The sequence below is a fragment of the Candidatus Sphingomonas phytovorans genome, assembly GCA_029202385.1.
Classification (GTDB): Bacteria; Pseudomonadota; Alphaproteobacteria; order Sphingomonadales; family Sphingomonadaceae; genus Sphingomonas; species Sphingomonas phytovorans.
Window position 1 is genome coordinate 4,302,514 of sequence record CP119314.1, and the last position, 16,671, is coordinate 4,319,184.

Below are 16,671 nucleotides of genomic sequence, written 5' to 3' on the forward strand. Positions count from 1 at the left end.
ACCTTTGGTCATGATTGATTAATGGAATTGCGGCCTGCGGTGTTGGCAAAAATCTATGGATTTCTTCGATGTATTGTGTTGATCCTGCAGTATTGGAGAAAGAGTTGTGCGATTTTATCTGCATTTTTGCTATAGCGTAAATAGCTGTGCTCAATAATATTGAATGGGCAGTGATGGTTTGCACTAAAATGGAGTGTGCGTAGGGAAGCTGAGGAATCTCTATTTCCAGCACACGGGAGGACGCTCGTTCCATATGGCCGTTGATGGCCCTGTATCTCTCCATGGAGGGGGCCGGAGCCGTCGGCTGCGGGTCGAGCCATCGCCGATATCGTTGCGAGCGAGTCGCAAATAACCTAGGCGGAGGCGTCGGCCCAGCTCACCGGGGCATGAATCGTCTGCGGTGCGGATGCCCGAGCTCTGGGGCCGAATGGATGGACAGGCATTGTGAGTGAACGGGAACCTTCGCGACAATCTTCCGGTGCATTGCGCATCGGCTGGCTGTTGCTTGGATTCCTGTTCGTCGTCCTCGGCATCATCGGCGCGCTATTGCCGCTGATGCCTACCACCATCTTCCTGATCCTGGCGGCGGGCTGTTTCGCGCGCTCCTCGCCGCGCCTTGAGGCGAGGCTGCTCGACCATCCCCGCTTCGGCCCAACCCTGCGTGCCTGGCGCGCGGATCGGTCGATTCCCCGACGGGGCAAGATCGGGGCGTGTATCGGCATGGCCGTCGGGCTGGTGCTGTTCACCATCGGCGTACACCCCGGGATGGTCGTGCTCGGCCTGGTCTCGATCGCGCTGCTGCTGTGCGCCGCGTGGATCGTGACTCGCCCGGCCGGCTAGGACGGATCGACGTTCATCATCGGCCTGTCGGCAGCGCACTATGGTTCGCGCAGAGGGCGCGGAGGACGCTGAGCCAGTCCGGCCAGCTTGCGACAATCAGCCTGCCCGCAACAGGCAGCTTACCAGCATGCGATGGTCGAATTCGGAAATGAGCTCCGCGTTCTCTGCGCCCTCTGCGCGAACCATTTTCTTTGCTGCAATCGCGCCAATGACGTGAATGTCGATCCGAATTAGTCGGCGGGCAGCGGCTCGACGCGGAACCAGTCGGCATCGATCCAGCCGCGCTGCGCGTCCGGCGCGGCGCGAGTGAAGGTGAACAGTGCCGGACGCGATCCCTTCCACCAGGAGAAGCGCGCGAGCTGGATCGCATCGCCCACCGGTGTGAAGGCCTTGCCGTCGAGGCTGTAGCTGTAGCGGACGGTCTGCCCGATGCCGATCTCGGCGCGGAGCTGGAGGGCCTTTGCCGCGATCGTCGGGCCGGGCGTCTCGTCGCCTTCGGAGGCGAGGGTGATCCGGGCGATACCCTTGTCGCGCACCACGCCGATCCAGCTCGGGCGGACGCCGAACAGGGACAGGCCGCCGCGCTGGCCGTCCTTCATGCCGCTGATGTCGATCCGCGTCGTGATCCGGCTCGGGCCCTGCAATATCTGGGTCAGGGTATTGCGCGCGGTGACGAGATGCTCGGCGTGGCCGGCGGTCAGGCGGAGATAGCCGGGACGTCGGGCGAGGCTCCACGCCGTATTGTCGGGATTGTGGTTCCACTCCCATTGCGGGCCGAGCGTACGCGCGGTGAATTCGTCCGAATCCTGCAGCCGGTCGCTGGTCGGCGCGGTGCCGGTGTCGGGTATGGCATGGGTCGCGACCGGCTGGCCGCTGGTCTTGCCAGGGATCGGGTCGCCCATCACCGGCCAGTCGTCGACCCAGCTGACCGGCTGGAGATGGACGATGCGGCCGAACGCGCCGGTTGAGTTGAAATGGGCGAACCAGCCCTGGCCCGATGGCGTCTCGACCCAGCCGCCCTGGTGCGGGCCTTCCAGTTTGGTGCTGCCCTGTTCGAGCACGACGCGCCATTCATAGGGGCCGCGAATGTCGCGAGATCGCAGCGCGACCTGCGATCCCTTTTCCACCCCGCCGATCGGCGCGAAGATATAGTAATAGCCGTTCCGCTTGTAGAATTTGGGGCCTTCAAGGATCGGCAGATTGGCCTTGTCCTCGACGATCACCGTGCCGGCATCGAGCACACGGGTGCCGTCAACGCTCATCTTGTGGAGGATCAGCGGCCCGGCGCCATGGCGCGAATGGACTAGCCAGGCCTGGCCGTCGTCATCCCAGATCGGGCAGGGGTCTTCCAGCAAGGGTTGGTCGATCACCTTGATGGGTTTGGCCCATGGCCCTTCAGCGCGGGTCGCGGTGGACATGAAGATGCCTTCGTCCGGCGTCGCCCAATAGACGTAGAATCTGCCCTCATGATGCCTGATCGAGGGCGCCCAGACGCCGGCGGCATAGCGCGTGCCGCCGACCGGCTTGGAGATCTTGTCGGTCAACGTGTGCGGACCGGGCATGTCGTATTCTGGCGCGAAATCGAGCTTTGGCAGGACATGGCCGATGATCGTCCAGTGGACGAGGTCGCGCGACTTCAGGATCGGAATGCCCGGTGAGAAATGGAAGCTCGAGGCGACCATATAATAGTCGCGGCCGACCCGGATCATGTCCGGGTCCGAATAATCGGCGAACAGGATCGGGTTGCTATAGGTCGCCCGTTCCGGTGCGGCGGCGCTGGTCAGTGGCGCCAGCAGGCCGATCGCAGCGAGGGAAAGCAGCGCGCCTTTCATAGCGCGATGCTGTTGCCATAGCCGATGACGATAGTGGCGAGCACCAGCAGCCCGACGCCGCTCCACACCGTGGCGCGGACCCGCGGCGCGGCATCCTTCCATTCGCGGAAGGCGAAGCCCCAGAGCGTGCCGAAGATGATAATCGACGCCATGTGCAGCGTCCAGGAGGAGAAGCCGAAGCGCCCCATCTGGCTTTCGCCCATCGTGTAGAAGAAGAACTGGAAATACCAGGCGGTGCCGGCGACCGCGCAGAGCAGGAAATTGGCGAGCAGGGGGGCGCCGGCCGCCGCGCCGCCGCCGACCCACTGGCCGGCGCTGCGGTTCTTCACGATCAGCCAGGCGCACCAGATGGCATTGGTGATGAGGCCGCCGAACATGACGAGGCAGAGGATGGGCAGGCCGGTCCAGAGCGGGCCAGTGCCGGCCGCCGCCGACAGCGCCTTGATCGGCTCGCCCGCGGCAAGGCCGAAGGCGAAGCAGGACGACATGATGCCGGAGAAGACAGCGACGGCGATGCCCTTGCGGAAATCGAACTCGGCGACCGCCGCTGCCTTCTGCTCGGGGGAGAGTGCCGCATCCTTGCGCGCGCCGGCCATGGCAACGACGATGATCCCGGCCATGGTGATAACCAGGCCGAGCAGAATGATGTTGCCGCTTGGCGTGTCGAGCAGCTTGGCGGCGAAATCGCCCTGGAACAGCGGCGGAATAAGGGTGCCGAACACGGTGCACAGCCCCAGCACCACCGCCATGCCAAGCGACAGGCCGAGATAGCGCATGGTGAGGCCGTAGGTCAGGCCGCCAAAGCCCCAGAGCATGCCGAAGACGATCGGCCAGACGATTACCGGCAGGGGCGCGGCGCCCAGCACGCCGAGCAGGTCGCTGGTCTGGATGCTGGCGAAGAACCACGGCGCTAGCAGCCAGGAGAAGATGCCGCCTGTCAGCCAGTAGATCTCCCACGACCAGCGCTTCACCGAGCGATAGGGGACATAGAAGCTGGCGGAGGAGAGACCGCCCAGCCAGTGGAAGAGCACGCCGAGCAGCGGATTCGCGTTCATGTGTTTCTCCCGGGGGCTGGTTCGGCGACTATTAGCCCCTCCCTTTCAAGGGAGGGGTTGGGGGTGGGTGCGCGCGTCTGCGCGCCGAAAGGGAAGCGTCTCACCAGGCGTCGAAGCGTCGATCGGGGCATCGAGCCCCGCTCGCCGCTGCCCCACCCCCAACCCCTCCCCTGAAGGGGAGGGGCTAAGTGAGGCCGGAGGAGCACGCCGCTAAACATCCAGCCCGAGCCGGTAGATACGGTTGGCATTCCGCGCGAACAGCGCGCGTCGCTCGTCCTCGCTGAAATCAGCGACCGCATCCGCCAGCGCATCCAAGGTCGTGTCGAAATCGGCGAACAGCCGGTCGGTCGGGAAATTGCTCGCGATCATCGCGCGGTCGGTGCCGAAGAGGTCGATCGTTTCGCGGACCCGGTCGCGCACCGCTATGGCGGTGCACGGACGATAGACGAAACCCAGGCCGGAAATCTTGATCGAGACATGGGGCAATGCCGCGATCGTCTTCATCGCCGCGCGCCAGTTCGCATCGCCGTCGACGCCCATGCCGGTGTGGTTGATGATCACCGGCGTTTCGGGATGCCGCTCGATCAGCCGGGCGAGGCTGGCGACCTGATCGGGATAGGCCTGTAGGTCGAACGACAGGCCATATTTCGCGAGCAGGCCGAACCCGCGCGCCCAGGCCTCGTCGCCCGTCACGTCGCGCGGCGTATAGGTGCGGTTCGGGTCTTTGTGCCAGTTCACGATATGGCGGATGCCGCGCACGTTGCGGCGTCGGCTATGGTCGGCCAGCAGCGCCCCGACGCTCGGGTCGTCGAGCGCGGCATTGGCGATGATGCCGTTGGGCATGCCGCGCGTGTCGGCCATGTCCTGCAACCAGTCGGTCTCGGCGAGCGGGTTGGCCGCGCCCGCGTCGAGATGGACCATCCCGACGACATTCCAGCCCGTTGCCTCGGCCAGATAGTCGTCGAGCAGATGGTTCCGCGCGATGGGCTGCGTATTGCCGTTCGGCCCACTGTCGCCGAACGGCGGCGACAGCCAGGCATAACGATCCCGGGACAGGTCCCAGAGATGCACATGAGCATCGATGAACGGCAGGTCGCGCAATCATTCTCTCCCGGTTCCGTCCCGGCCGTTGCCGGTGGCGGCTGCTGAGGCCGTCGATCAGAAGGTGGTCCGGCCCCCCGAGGTGTCGAAGGTTGAGGCAGTGGTGAAGCTGCACTCCTCGGACGCCATGAAGCAGACCATCGCCGCGGTCTCATGAACCTCGCCGAGCCGGCCCATCGGAATCTTCGAGCGCATATAATCGACCTGGCTCTGCGGGAGCTGGTCGAGGATCGGGCTCTCGAAGGTCGCGGGGGTAATGGCATTGGCGATCACGCCGCGCGTCGCCAGTTCCTTGCCGAGCGACTTGGTCAGGCCGATTACCCCTGCCTTGGACGCCGAATAGGCGGAGGCGTTGGGATTGCCTTCCTTGCCAGCGACCGAGGCGACGTTGACGATCCGGCCATAGCCGCTCGCCACCATGTGCGGCACGACCGCGCGACAGCAATAGAACAGGCCGTTGAGGTTGACGTTGATCACGTTCAGCCAGCTCTCGACCGGATAGCTGTCGACCGGCGCGGTGGCACCGGTGATGCCGGCCGAATTGACCAATATGTCGATTTGGCCGAGCAGCTTCAGGCTCTCCGCCGTGGCGCGCTCGACCGCCGCATTGTCGGCCACGTCGAACGCGATCGCGTCGCTGGTGCCGACATCCGCCTTGGCTTCTTCAAGTCCCTCGGGCTTGAGGTCCCACAGAACCACGCGCCCGCCCTCGGCGATGATACGACGCGCGACCTCGCGGCCGAGCCCCGATGCGCCGCCGGTGACGATCGCCGTCCGTCCTTCGAATCGTCCCTGGTACAAGGTCACGCGGCGGCTCCGTTCCGGTTCCAGGCGACGACCTGCTGGCGCTGCCGCCCAAGCTTCTCGATGCCGAGCTCGATCACGTCGCCCGCCTTGAGATACCAGGGATCGGGCTTCTGCCCCATGCCGACGCCCTTAGGGGTGCCGGTGGTGATGATGTCGCCGGGCTCAAGCGTCACGAACTCGCTGAGATAGGAGACGATCTTCGCCACGCCGAAGATCATCGTGCTGCTGCTGCCGTCCTGGACGCGCTTGCCGTTGACCTCGAGCCACATGCCGAGATCCTGCACGTCGCCGACCTCATCCTTCGTGACGAGCCAGGGGCCGACCGGCCCGAAGGTGTCGCAACCCTTGCCCTTGTCCCAGGTGCCGCCGCGCTCGAGCTGGAACGCGCGCTCCGACACGTCGTTGATCGTGCAATAGCCGGCGACATGGTCGAGCGCGGCGTCCTCGGTGACATAGGAGGCGCGGGTGCCGATCACGACGCCGAGTTCGACCTCCCAGTCGGTCTTTTCCGAACCGCGCGGGATCATCACCGGATCGTTCGGTCCCTGCAGGCACGAGATCGCCTTGGTGAAGAAGACAGGCTCGGGCGGCTCGGGCAGGTTGGATTCGGCGGCATGCTCCGAGAAGTTCAGGCCGATCGCGATGAATTTGCGCGTCCCGGCGACAGGGGTGCCATAGCGCGGCGATCCCTCGACCAGCGGCAGCGACGCCGGATCGATCGCCGCAAGCCTCGCCAGGCCCTCGGGCGAGAGCTCGGCGGCGGCGATGTCGGCGACATGACCGGAAAGGTCGCGGATATTCCCCTCGCCGTCGAGCAGGCCGGGCTTTTCCTGGCCGGCGGGGCCGTAACGCAGCAATTTCATCGAAGGCGTTTCCTTAGTGGGTATAAGGGCGGTGGAGCGGGATATCGCGGTTGAGCTCGACGCCGAAGCCGGGCTTGTCGAGCGCCGAGGCGCGGATTCGGCCCTTTTCGGGGATCGGCTCGCCAAGCAGTTGTGGCGCGAACATCGGCACCACCTCGGTCGGGCCGGGGTGCATCATCAGGAATTCGGCGAACGGGCTGTTATGCCGGGTGATGACGAAGTGATAGGAATAGACTGACGATCCGTGCGGCACGACGAGCTTGCCCGCCGCGTCGGCCAGCGCCGAGATCTTGAGAAGCTCGGTTACGCCGCCGCACCATCCGACATCGGGCTGAATGATGTCGCAGCAATCCATCTCGAGCAGCATGCGGAAACCCCAGCGCGTCGCCTCATGCTCGCCGGTGGTGACCAGCATGCCCTTGGGCACGTTGCGCTTCAGCTCGGCATAGCCCCAATAATCATCGGGGCTGATCGCCTCCTCGATCCATTTCAGGCCGTGTTCGTGCGCCTTGATCGCAAGGCGCGTGGCGTAATTGACGTCGAGCGCCATCCAGCAATCGAGCATCAGCCAGAAATCGGGGCCGCATTTCGCGCGCATGTCGGCGAGCGCGGCAATGTTCTTCTCAAGCCCCTCCTCGCCCTCGGCCGGGCCGTGGTGGAGTGGCAGCTTGCCGCCGATGAACCCCATTTCCCTGGCGAGGTCGGGCCGCGCGCCGGTGGCATAGAATTGCAGCTCGTCACGCACCGCGCCGCCGAGCAGGTGATAGACCGGCTCCTGCCGCAGTCGCCCGAGCAGGTCCCAAAGGGCGAGATCGACGCCCGAGATGGCGTTCACCACCAGTCCCTTGCGACCATAATATTGAGTCGAGAAGTACATCTGGTCCCAGATCTTCTCATATTCGGTCGGGCTGCGCCCTTCGAGGAAGCGGGCCAGATGCTTCTCGACGATGAAGGCCGCGGGCTCGCCGCCGGTCGTCACCGCGAAGCCGATCGTGCCGTCATCGGCCTCGATCTCGACCACCAGCGTGCCGAGCACGTTGATGCCGAAGCTGCGCCGCGACTGGCGATATTCGGGATAGCGGCTCATCGGCGTGGCGATGTGATCGTCGATCCAGTGGCCGTCGGCCTGGTCGTGATAGTCGGCACCGCCGCCGCGCAGCACGAAGGCGCGGACATGCTTGATACGGGGCAGGGTCATGCGACTTCCACCGGGAGGGAAGGGGCGGCGTCCGCAACGGCGGACATATATATAGCTATAGGCACGGCATACCAGCATTTGGTACGCAACCGTGCCGCCCGTAGCGGATCAGATTGCACGCTCCCCGCATTCCTCTCTGCGAATTATCGCTTGATAAATTCCATAATATGGGAAAGAATATTATTAGATGAGAAACGCTCCGTCAAATGCTGATTTAGCCGAAAAGGCGGTAGAATCGGCTGGCGATGCCAAATCGCAGCCCGGCAGCCAGACGCTGTTGCGCGGTCTCGACGTGATCGACGCGGTCATCGACGGCCCGATCACGCTTGCTGATCTCGCCGCGAAGCTCGGTCTCACCCGGTCGACCACGCACCGGCTGGCGACCGCGCTGATCGACCGGCGCTACCTGACCTTCGTGCCGCGCCTCGGCTATCATTTCGGGCCCAAGCTGCTCGAGCTCGGCTTTCACGCGCAGCAGCAGACCGACCTGGTCCAGGTCGCGCGGCCGCATCTGGAGGATCTCGCCGCCGCGACCGAGGATACCGTCCATCTCGGCGTGCTCGACAGTGAGCGCGCGCTCTATCTCGACAAGATACCGGGCCGCCGCCGGGTCGAGATCAGCAGCCGGGTCGGCGACCGCCAGCCGCTGACCTCGACCGGCCTTGGCAAGGCGCTGCTGCTCGACGACGATCCCCGCCATTGGAGCAGATTGTTCGAGGAGGATCGCTCGGCCGGTTCGCCCCCTGCCGACTATGCGGTCTGGGAGGAGCGGATGCGCCGCTATGTCGAGGTCGGCCGCGCGTTCGACCTTGAGGAGAATGAGGATCTGATTCGCTGCGTCGCCGCGCCGATCCGCGGCGTCGCCGGGCAGATCGTCGCTGCGATCAGCGTGTCGAGCGCCGCGCAATATATGGCTGACGACCGGATGCAGGCGCTGTCGGACGATGTCCGTGCGACGGCCGTCGCCATCAGCCGGGATCTCGGCTGGTCCGAAGGGGCCGCCCGGCGCCCCGCACCGCGATCGCGTCGATAGGAGGAATATGCTGCTCGAAGGCAAGACGATGCTCGTCACCGGGGCATCCGCGGGGATCGGCCGCGCGGCGGCGATCGGCGCCGCGCGGCAGGGCGCCGACGTAGCGATCAATTATCTGCATGACGATGAAGGTGCCGCGAGCTGCGTCGCCGAGATCGAGGCGCTCGGCCGCCGCGCGTTCGCGATGCACGGCGATGTCGCCGATCCGGCAACGGCGACCGCGTTCGTCGAGTCGGCCGTGGCGGCGCTCGGCAAGGTCGATGTGTTCGTTAACAATGCGGGCATCTGCCCGTTCCACGCCTTTCTCGACATGCCGGTCGAGACGTTCGAGCGCACGATGCGGGTCAATCTCCACGGCGCCTATTTCATGGTCCAGGCAGCGGCGAACCATATGGTCGCGCAGGGCACCGGTGGGTCGATCGTCGCGGTTTCCTCGATCTCGGCGCTGGTCGGCGGCGAATATCAGACTCATTACACGCCGACCAAGGCAGGGGTGCATTCGCTGATGCAGTCGGCCGCGATCGCGCTCGGCCGGCACGGCATCCGCTGCAATTCGGTGCTGCCTGGCACGATCCTGACTGACATCAACAAGGACGATCTCTCCGATCCGGCGAAGCGTGCCTATATGGAGGGGCGTATCCCGCTCGGTCGTCTCGGCCAGCCCGACGACCTTGCCGGGCCTATCGTGTTCCTCGCTTCCGATCTCGCCAGATACGTGACCGGGGCGGCGCTCCTGGTGGACGGCGGCGCGTTCGTGAACCTGCAATAAGGCCCGCCAGGGCCCCGATGGAGAATCCATGACCCTGTCGCTGTTCCGCGTCGATGCCCATGACAGCGTCGCGACCGCGCTCCACGATCTGGATGCCGGTACCGTCGCGGCCGTCGGCGATGTCGAGGTGACGCTGGCTCAGCCGATCGGCCGTGGACACAAGATTGCGGTCCATGCGCTCCATGCCGGCGATCCGGTGGTGAAGTTCGGCTTCCCGATCGGTGTCGCCACCGCCGACATCGCGCCGGGCGACCATGTGCATGTCCACAATGTCGCGACGGCTCTGGCGACAAGCGGCGACTATGTCTGGCGCCCCCGCATCCATGAGGCGGAGGCGATGGTGCCCGCCACCGGTTTCGCCGGCTATCGCCGCGCCGATGGCCGGGTCGGCACCCGCAACGAGATCTGGATCATCCCGACCGTCGGCTGTGTCGGGCGCACCGCGCAGAAGATCGCGGAGATCGCCGGGCGGCGCTATGCCGGCCGGGTCGATGGTGTGCTGGCACTGGCCCATCCCTTTGGCTGTTCGCAGCTTGGCGGCGATCTGGACGGCACCCGGTCGATTCTCGCCGCCCTTGCCGCGCATCCCAATGCCGGCGGCGTGCTGCTGGTCGGGCTCGGGTGTGAATCCAACCAGCTCGATCGCCTTCTCGCCGAGATCGATCCGGCGCTGCATGGCCGGATCCGCAGCGTCGCGGCGCAGGTCGCGGGCGACGAGATCGAGGAAGGGCTCGCCCTGGTCGACGACCTCATCGAGGAAGCGGCGAAGGTCGAGCGCGCGCAGGTGCCGCTCTCGGATCTGGTGCTCGGCGTCAAATGCGGTGGCTCGGACGGCTTTTCCGGGCTGACCGCGAATCCTCTGGTCGGGCGGATGAGCGACGCCGTCACGCGGGCGGGTGGCACGGCGATTCTGACCGAAATCCCCGAGATCTTCGGCGCGGAACAATTGCTGATGGACCGTGCCGCGGACGAGCAGGTGTTCGACGGCATCGGCGCGCTGGTCAACGACTTCAAACGCTATTTCACCGAACATGGCGAGCCGGTGTCGGAGAACCCGTCGCCCGGCAACATCGCCGGCGGGATCACCACGCTTGAGGAAAAATCGCTCGGCGCGGTGCAGAAGGCGGGGCACGCGACCGTCACCGACGTACGTCATTATGGAGAGCGGGTGCGCCGTACCGGGCTGACCCTGCTCGAAGCGCCGGGCAACGATGCCGTTTCCTCGACAGCGCTGACCGCGGCTGGGGCGACCATCATCCTGTTCACCACCGGGCGCGGCACGCCGCTCGGCTTCCCCGCGCCGACGATCAAGATCGCGTCGAACACGCCGCTGGCCGAGCGCAAGCCGAACTGGATCGACTTCGATGCCGGGCAGGTGCTCGACAAGGGGATGGATCAGGCCGCCGAGGCGCTGCTCGACACGATCCGCGCGATCGCGTCGGGCAAACAGACCGCGTCCGAGCGTAATGGCGAGCGCGAGATCGCGATCTGGAAGCGGGGCGTGACCTTGTGAGGGTGAGGCTGCTCGCGGTCGCCCTGCTGCTGACCGCCGGGGCGTCCGTCGCGGCGCAACCGACTGACCGGCCGATCGACCGGATGGCATTGGTCAAGCGCCACGACGTGACGCTGACGAAGGTCGATCCCCACGCCCCGCTGATGCTGGGCAATGGCAGTCTCGGCTTCACCGCCGACATCACCGGCCTGCAGACCTTCCCGGAGCAATATTCGACGGTCGCGCCGTTGCTGACCATGGCGCAATGGGCGTGGCACAGCTTCCCCAATCCGCATGGCTATACCGAGGCGAACGGGCTGGTGCAGGTGCCAGTACCCGGCGGCGGCACGCAGCCCTATTCGTACATGCGCGATTTCGACGCGCTGAAGACCAATCCGGCGCTCGTTTGGCTGCGCGAGAATCCCCACCGCTTCTCGCTCGGCCGGGTTGCGCTGGCGCTGAAGGGCAGGGACGGCAGGCCCGCCCGGTTCGAGGCCTTGTCCGCCACGCGCCAGCATCTCGATCTTTGGACTGGTGCGCTGAACAGCAGCTTCCGCTTCGACGGCCAGCCAGTGACGGTGACGACGCGCGTTCATCCCGATCGCGACATGCTGATAGTCGAGATTCGTTCGCCCCTGGTCGCGAACGGCCGGATCGGCGTGGATGTCGCCTATCCCGGCGTGTCGCGGGTCCTTAATCCCGACCCGTCCGACTATGGCGCCGCGGCGCGCCGGCAGACGACCGTGCTGGCGCGCGGCCCCGGCACGCTGCTGCTGAGCAATCGAATCGACGAAACGGTCTATTATTCGGCCATAGCGGCCACCGGGGCGTCCATCACCCGGGCAGGGCCTCACGCCATCCATGTGGCCGCAAGGAGCGGCGACCGGATGGTGGTGTTCGTCAGCTTCGACCGGACGCGCAAAGCCGCGCCGCGCGCCGACTATCCCGCGGTCAGTGCCGCCGTTTCGAAGCACTGGCGCGATTACTGGTCGAACGGTGGCATGATCGACTTCACCGGCAGCACCGATCCGCGCGCGCCGGAACTCGAACGGCGCATCGTGCTGTCGCAATATCTGGCGGCGATCAACCAGGCGGGCGATGTGCCCCCGCAGGAGGAAGGGCTGTTCTCGAACAGCTGGAACGGCAAGTTCCATCTCGAAATGCATCCCTGGCATGCTGGGCATTTCGCGCTCTGGGGCCGGCCCGCGCTGCTCGAACGGTCGATGGGCTGGTATCTCGATCATTTGCCCCAGGCCCGGGCCGAGGCAGCGCGCCACGGCGTGCAGGGCGCGTGGTGGACCAAGATGTCGGGGCCGGAGGGCTATAACAGCCCGAGCCCGATCAACCCCTTCATCATGTGGCAGCAGCCGCACCCGATCTATCTGGCGGAATTGCTGTACCGCGCGAATCCCGACGCAGCGACGCTCGCGCGCTATGGCGACCTGGTCGACCAGACCGCGCGGCTGCTCGCAACCTGGCCGCGCTGGGACGCGGCGGACAAGCGCTTCGTGCTCGGGCCGCCGATCGTCCCGGTCCAGGAGAATCACGACCCGATGACGACGGTGAACCCGGCGTTCGAGATCGAATATTTCCGCTGGGGGCTGAAAACCGCCCAGGCTTGGCGCGAACGGCGCGGACTTAAGCGCGAAGTGGGCTGGGACAGGGTGATCGAAGGACTCGGCCCGGTGCCCGAACGCGACGGCCTGTACCTGCCGGTCGAGACCGAGCCCGATTTCTGGCTGAACACCTCGTCACCCGCCTGTCGGCGCAACGCGGTGGCGGCGCCCTGCCTCAACCGCGATCATCCGTCCTTCCTGATGGCCTTTGGCACGATCGGCGGCGACCGAATCGATCGTGCCAAGATGCGCCGGACGCTTGCCGCGGTGGAGGCCGACTGGGACCTGCGCCAGACCTGGGGCTGGGACTATCCGATGATCGCAATGACCGCGGCACGGCTTGGCGAGCCGGAAAAGGCGGTCGACTGGCTGTTCCGCGATGTCGCGAACAACCAATGGGGCGTGAATGGTATGACGCCACGCGTGAACCTCGATCCTGCGTCCAAAGGCGGGCCGGACGGGCCGGGCTATAGCCGGGTGGCGGAAACCTATTTTCCCTCCAATGGCAGCCTCTTGCTGGCAGCCGGGATGATGGCGGCCGGATGGGATGGGTCGAGCGGTCACGCGCCGGGTTTCCCGAAACAGGGATGGACGGTACGTGCCGAGGGAATCAGGCATTTGCCCTGATCGCGAGACATGGGTGCATGGGTCGCGCAGGACACGTAATTCCAGATCCTGAGCATGTGTCCCACGGATTGCGAATCGGTGATTGACGTGCCCCTTCTCACTCTATAAAATGCAGTCCCACAATATGAGAAATAATGTCGCCTAAAAATGGTAGCGCTACCTCGGAAGCTGCTTTCGAGGTTCGATACAACAGGACGGCATCGCGGATCGAACGGACTAACCAGACCGGTAATCGGCGAACGGCAGGGCCGCGCAAGCGGACGGATACAAACGAAGCGCCTCCCGGAGGGAGGTCGCAAGAGGGGATGGAACCTATGAAAGACACCCGGATCATCAGTCGCCGCGCGCGCTTCCTATGCGGATCGGCGCTCGTCGCCGCCGGCCTTGGCCTAGCCTCGGTCGCCTCGGCGCAGACCATAGCGCCCGCCACCGACCAGGGCGCGTCTCTGGCTGCCGCGCCGGACGAAGCGAATGCGGACGAGAAGGAGATCGTCGTCACCGGCTCGCGCATCAAGCGCGCCGAGTTCGATGCCTCGACCCCGGTCAGCGTGATCAGCGCTGAGGACGTCAAGCTCGCGGGCACGGTCAATATCGAGAAACTGCTGAGCGATTCGCCGCAGTTCGTCGCGTCGCAAAATGGCGGTGCGACCGATAACACGGCGCCTGGTGGCGTAGCCAACGTCAACCTTCGCGGCTTCGGTCCGACGCGCAATCTCGTGCTGGTCAACGGCCGCCGCTTCGCGATCTACGGCCCCGACCAGATCACTGATCTCAACACCATCCCGACCTCGCTGATCGCGCGGACTGAGGTCGTCACGGGCGGCTCCTCGGCGGTCTACGGGTCGGACGCGATCACCGGCGTCGTCAACTTCATCATGCGCGACGATTTCGAGGGGGTCGAGGCCAAGGCTCAGCTCAACCTCGCCACGCCGACCGGCACGCCGACTTATAATTTCGATGTCACGCTCGGCGGCAATTTCGCTGATGGCCGCGGCAATCTCGTGGTCTCGGGCAATTATCTGCGGCGCAAGGCGATCACTCGCGGCGAGCGTGGCGACTTCGCCTATGATTCGCTCTCGGACGGCTGCGTCGCTCCCGGCACCGGCAGCGCCAACCATGCCGGCACGCCCTTCGCGGTGCCGTCAGGCCAGACCTGCACTTCCGCGGGCGGCCAGCTTGGCTTCATCGCCGGCGGCAGCGGCGACATTCCCAATGGCCGCTTCTCCGGCATCCCGGCGTTCGGCGGCACGAATGCTGCGCTCAACGCTGCCTACACGGCAGCCGGCCTGGGTGCGCTCGGCTCGCGCGGTTTCACCTTCAACAACGGCGGCACGGCCGCGCGCCCGGCGCTTACCCCGCAGGACGATTTCAACCTCGGCCCCGACAATTATCTGATCGTCCCGCAGGAACGCTGGATGATCAACAGCTTCGGCCATTATGATTTCACCGATAACATCACCGGTTACATGGAGTTGCATTATTCCAACAACCTGGTGAGCGCGCGGCTCGCGCCGAGCAATGTCGGCGTGCCGACGCTGTTCAACGTCAACAACCCCTATCTCACGCCGCAACTGCAGGAGGTGTTCCGCCAGCTCGATCTCGCCGAGACCGGCACGACGACGGTGACGAGCGGGTCGACGACGCGGACCACGACGGCCGGTGACGGCCTCGCGGTGATCACCGCTGGCCGGCGCTATCTCGAGCTTGGCCCGCGTCGCTCCGATTCCCGCCGCAACACCTTCCGCGGCGCCTGGGGTTTCCGGGGCGACCTGGGCAACGCGTCGGACAGCTTCCTGACCGACCTGTCGTACGACGTCTATTACAGCTACGCCCGCACCGAGGAGACGACGCGGCTCAGCAACGCGATCTCGCGTAGCCGCCTGCAGGCATCCCTGCTCTCGGTCGGCGGGGCGGCGCCGGTGTGCAACATCTTCGGCCAGAACATCTCGGCAGCCTGCGCCGCGGCGATCTCGATCAGCGCGACCAACTCGACCACGGCGGAGCTTCAGGTCGCCTCGGCCAACATCACCGGCAACCTCTTCTCGCTTCCTGCTGGCCCGATCGGCTTCTCGACCGGTGTCGAGTGGCGCGAATCGAGCGCGACGTTCAGCCCCGACACCTTCCTTGCCTCCGGCGACGTGGCCGGATTCAACGCTGGCCTGCCGACCAGCGGCCGGGTCTCGGCCAAGGAGGTGTTCAGCGAAATCCGCGTGCCGCTCATCCACAACACGCCCTTCATCCAGAACCTGACCGCGAATGCCGCCTTCCGCTATTCCGACTACAGCCTGAAGGGCGTCGGTGGCGTGTGGACCTATCTCGGCGGGCTCGACTGGCGGGTGAACAAGGATATCGCCTTCCGCGGCCAGTATCAGCGCGCCATCCGCGCGCCGAACGTGGCGGAGTTGTTCGGCGGCAGCAGCCGATCGGTCCAGACGGCGACCGATCCCTGCTCCAACCGGGTGCCGGTGGCGCAGCAGACGGCGGCGGTCCGTGCGGTCTGCATCGCGAACGGCGTGCCGGCGGCTGCGGTCTTCACCGCCGCCGTCCAGCCCGAGCCGATCATCCCGGTCGATTCGGGTGGCAACGCCAATCTGGGTGCTGAAAAGTCCGATACCTTCACGGCGGGGGTCGTGCTGACCCCGAGCTTTGCCAAGGGGCTCTATATCAGCGTCGACTATTTCAACATCACGCTGGACGGGGCGATTTCGCAGCTTGGCGGCGGCCTCGCCAACACGATGAACCTCTGCTTCAACATCCTCCAGGACGCGAACAGCGCCTATTGCCAGGCGATCAAGCGCAATCCGAATTCGGGCGCGATCCAGGATCCCTATGTCGCGCAGATCCGCAACGCCAATACCGGCTCGCTCAAGACATCGGGCATCGACTTTGCCGCGCGCTATCACCTCAATGTCGGCTTCGGCTTCCCGGGCCTCAGCGAGACGAGCTCGTTCGATTTCGGCACCAACGTGACCTGGCTCAACGATTTCACCTCGACCCCGGTCGCTGCTTTCCCCAACATCAAGAACCATTGCGACGGGGCGTTCGGCACGGTCTGTGGACAACCTCTGCCGACATGGCGCGGCACGTCGCGCGTCACCTGGAATCTCGGGGATCTCAGCCTCAGCGTGCGGCATCGCTATATCGGTTCGGTTACGACCGACCGCTATCTGCTGCCGTTGCGCTCAGGCGCGGCCAATGCGCCGGCGCTCAACAGCTTCGCCTATCCGAAGCTTGGCGCGCAGAATTATTTCGACCTCTCGTTCAATCTGGGCGTGATGAAGAATCTGCAATTCTACGGTGGCGCGAACAATGTGTTCGGCAAGCAGCCCCCGGTCTCGACCCAGGGTCCCGGCGCCAATACCTTCGCCGCGACCTATGATGTGATCGGCACCGAGGTCTTCTTCGGCGCGACGGTGAAGTTCTGAGGAAAGGGGCAGC

General features: G+C 65.4%; 12 protein-coding genes. 6 read left to right on the forward strand and 6 right to left on the reverse strand.

Annotation, left to right across the window (positions count from 1 at the left end):
• Positions 1–483 precede the first annotated feature (483 nt).
• Positions 484–840, forward strand: coding sequence for a YbaN family protein (locus P0Y59_19855; protein WEJ99170.1), 357 nt, complete (start codon positions 484–486; stop codon positions 838–840).
• Positions 841–1,070: 230 nt separating this feature from the next.
• Here the strand turns inward: P0Y59_19855 and P0Y59_19860 are convergent, their stop codons facing one another.
• The 6 genes from P0Y59_19860 to rhmD form a co-directional block, all read right to left on the reverse strand.
• The gene (locus tag P0Y59_19860) at positions 1,071–2,672 is read right to left on the reverse strand and encodes a glycoside hydrolase 43 family protein (protein WEJ99171.1); all 1,602 of its coding nucleotides are present in this window, start codon (positions 2,670–2,672) and stop codon (positions 1,071–1,073) included.
• Positions 2,669–3,727, reverse strand: coding sequence for an L-rhamnose/proton symporter RhaT (gene rhaT / locus P0Y59_19865; GenBank protein WEJ99172.1), 1,059 nt, complete (start codon positions 3,725–3,727; stop codon positions 2,669–2,671). The genes P0Y59_19860 and rhaT overlap by 4 nt, the downstream gene beginning before the upstream one ends.
• Positions 3,728–3,937: 210 nt before the next feature.
• On the reverse strand, positions 3,938–4,828 hold the full coding sequence (locus P0Y59_19870; protein ID WEJ99173.1) for an amidohydrolase family protein: 891 nt from the start codon (positions 4,826–4,828) through the stop codon (positions 3,938–3,940).
• A gap of 57 nt (positions 4,829–4,885) precedes the next feature.
• Positions 4,886–5,635, reverse strand: coding sequence for an SDR family NAD(P)-dependent oxidoreductase (locus P0Y59_19875; protein WEJ99174.1), 750 nt, complete (start codon positions 5,633–5,635; stop codon positions 4,886–4,888).
• Positions 5,632–6,498 (reverse strand): fumarylacetoacetate hydrolase family protein, encoded by an 867-nt coding sequence (locus tag P0Y59_19880; GenBank protein ID WEJ99175.1) that lies wholly within the window; start codon positions 6,496–6,498, stop codon positions 5,632–5,634. Before P0Y59_19880 ends, P0Y59_19875 begins: the two co-directional genes overlap by 4 nt.
• A gap of 13 nt (positions 6,499–6,511) precedes the next feature.
• Positions 6,512–7,696, reverse strand: coding sequence for an L-rhamnonate dehydratase (gene rhmD / locus P0Y59_19885; GenBank protein ID WEJ99176.1), 1,185 nt, complete (start codon positions 7,694–7,696; stop codon positions 6,512–6,514).
• Between the two features lie 187 nt (positions 7,697–7,883).
• Here rhmD and P0Y59_19890 point away from each other — a divergent pair, with 187 nt between their 5' ends.
• The 5 genes from P0Y59_19890 (at position 7,884) to P0Y59_19910 (ending at position 16,658) form a co-directional block, all read left to right on the forward strand.
• Complete coding sequence (locus P0Y59_19890; protein ID WEJ99177.1) at positions 7,884–8,729, forward strand: IclR family transcriptional regulator; 846 nt, start codon at positions 7,884–7,886, stop codon at positions 8,727–8,729.
• Positions 8,730–8,736: 7 nt separating this feature from the next.
• Positions 8,737–9,498 (forward strand): SDR family NAD(P)-dependent oxidoreductase, encoded by a 762-nt coding sequence (locus tag P0Y59_19895; protein WEJ99178.1) that lies wholly within the window; start codon positions 8,737–8,739, stop codon positions 9,496–9,498.
• A gap of 28 nt (positions 9,499–9,526) precedes the next feature.
• Complete coding sequence (locus tag P0Y59_19900) at positions 9,527–11,011, forward strand: altronate dehydratase family protein (protein WEJ99179.1); 1,485 nt, start codon at positions 9,527–9,529, stop codon at positions 11,009–11,011.
• A 2-nt stretch (positions 11,012–11,013) separates the two neighbouring features.
• The gene (locus P0Y59_19905) at positions 11,014–13,233 is read left to right on the forward strand and encodes a hypothetical protein (protein ID WEJ99180.1); all 2,220 of its coding nucleotides are present in this window, start codon (positions 11,014–11,016) and stop codon (positions 13,231–13,233) included.
• Positions 13,234–13,547: 314 nt separating this feature from the next.
• Positions 13,548–16,658: a TonB-dependent receptor gene (locus P0Y59_19910; protein ID WEJ99181.1), complete on the forward strand. Its 3,111-nt coding sequence runs from the start codon at positions 13,548–13,550 to the stop codon at positions 16,656–16,658.
• Positions 16,659–16,671 lie beyond the last annotated feature (13 nt).

Coding starts and splice junctions, on each gene's coding strand:
- P0Y59_19860 (WEJ99171.1), bottom strand. CDS start 2,672: ATGAAAGGCGCGCTGCTTTCCCTCGCTGCGATCGGCCTGCTGGCGCCA.
- rhaT (WEJ99172.1), bottom strand. CDS start 3,727: ATGAACGCGAATCCGCTGCTCGGCGTGCTCTTCCACTGGCTGGGCGGT.
- P0Y59_19880 (WEJ99175.1), bottom strand. CDS start 6,498: ATGAAATTGCTGCGTTACGGCCCCGCCGGCCAGGAAAAGCCCGGCCTG.
- rhmD (WEJ99176.1), bottom strand. CDS start 7,696: ATGACCCTGCCCCGTATCAAGCATGTCCGCGCCTTCGTGCTGCGCGGC.
- P0Y59_19890 (WEJ99177.1), top strand. CDS start 7,884: ATGAGAAACGCTCCGTCAAATGCTGATTTAGCCGAAAAGGCGGTAGAA.
- P0Y59_19895 (WEJ99178.1), top strand. CDS start 8,737: ATGCTGCTCGAAGGCAAGACGATGCTCGTCACCGGGGCATCCGCGGGG.
- P0Y59_19900 (WEJ99179.1), top strand. CDS start 9,527: ATGACCCTGTCGCTGTTCCGCGTCGATGCCCATGACAGCGTCGCGACC.
- P0Y59_19910 (WEJ99181.1), top strand. CDS start 13,548: ATGAAAGACACCCGGATCATCAGTCGCCGCGCGCGCTTCCTATGCGGA.